General features: G+C 51.7%; 1 protein-coding gene. It reads right to left on the reverse strand.

Annotation, left to right across the window (positions count from 1 at the left end; genetic code table 11):
• A partial coding sequence (locus tag Q5L94_RS13425) for a hypothetical protein (RefSeq protein WP_317498867.1) occupies positions 1 to 389 on the reverse strand: 389 nt, incomplete at both ends.

Raw genomic sequence — 389 nt, forward strand, 5'->3', positions numbered from 1 at the left:
TCAACGTGCACTCTTCTTCCAAGCGCACCGGCAACATATGATCCTGACCTTCGTACTGAAGCACACGAATATTAAGTGGCATATCCTGCCCATCGTAAAGCCGTGAAATATTATAGGTATCGATCAAATCGAAGCTGCCGAACACGATCGTGAAACTGGTTCCCTTCGCTTGCCGCACGAGTTCAGTGATATCCGGCGTCTGGACCTTAACTCCTGATCGAGGTCCACGGGAAAACCTGCTGTCCACAAGGATTTGCGGCGCTATCGCAAGCACTCTTTGCGCCTTAACACGCGCCCCGAAATAGAGAGCCGCATAGCCCCCCATAGAAGAACCGATCATCCAGATTTCACGATATCCCTTAGCCACCTCCTGAATGCGGGCTTCGATG

This window comes from Idiomarina sp. Sol25 (assembly GCF_033052775.1).
In the GTDB taxonomy this organism is placed as follows: Bacteria; Pseudomonadota; Gammaproteobacteria; order Enterobacterales; family Alteromonadaceae; genus Idiomarina.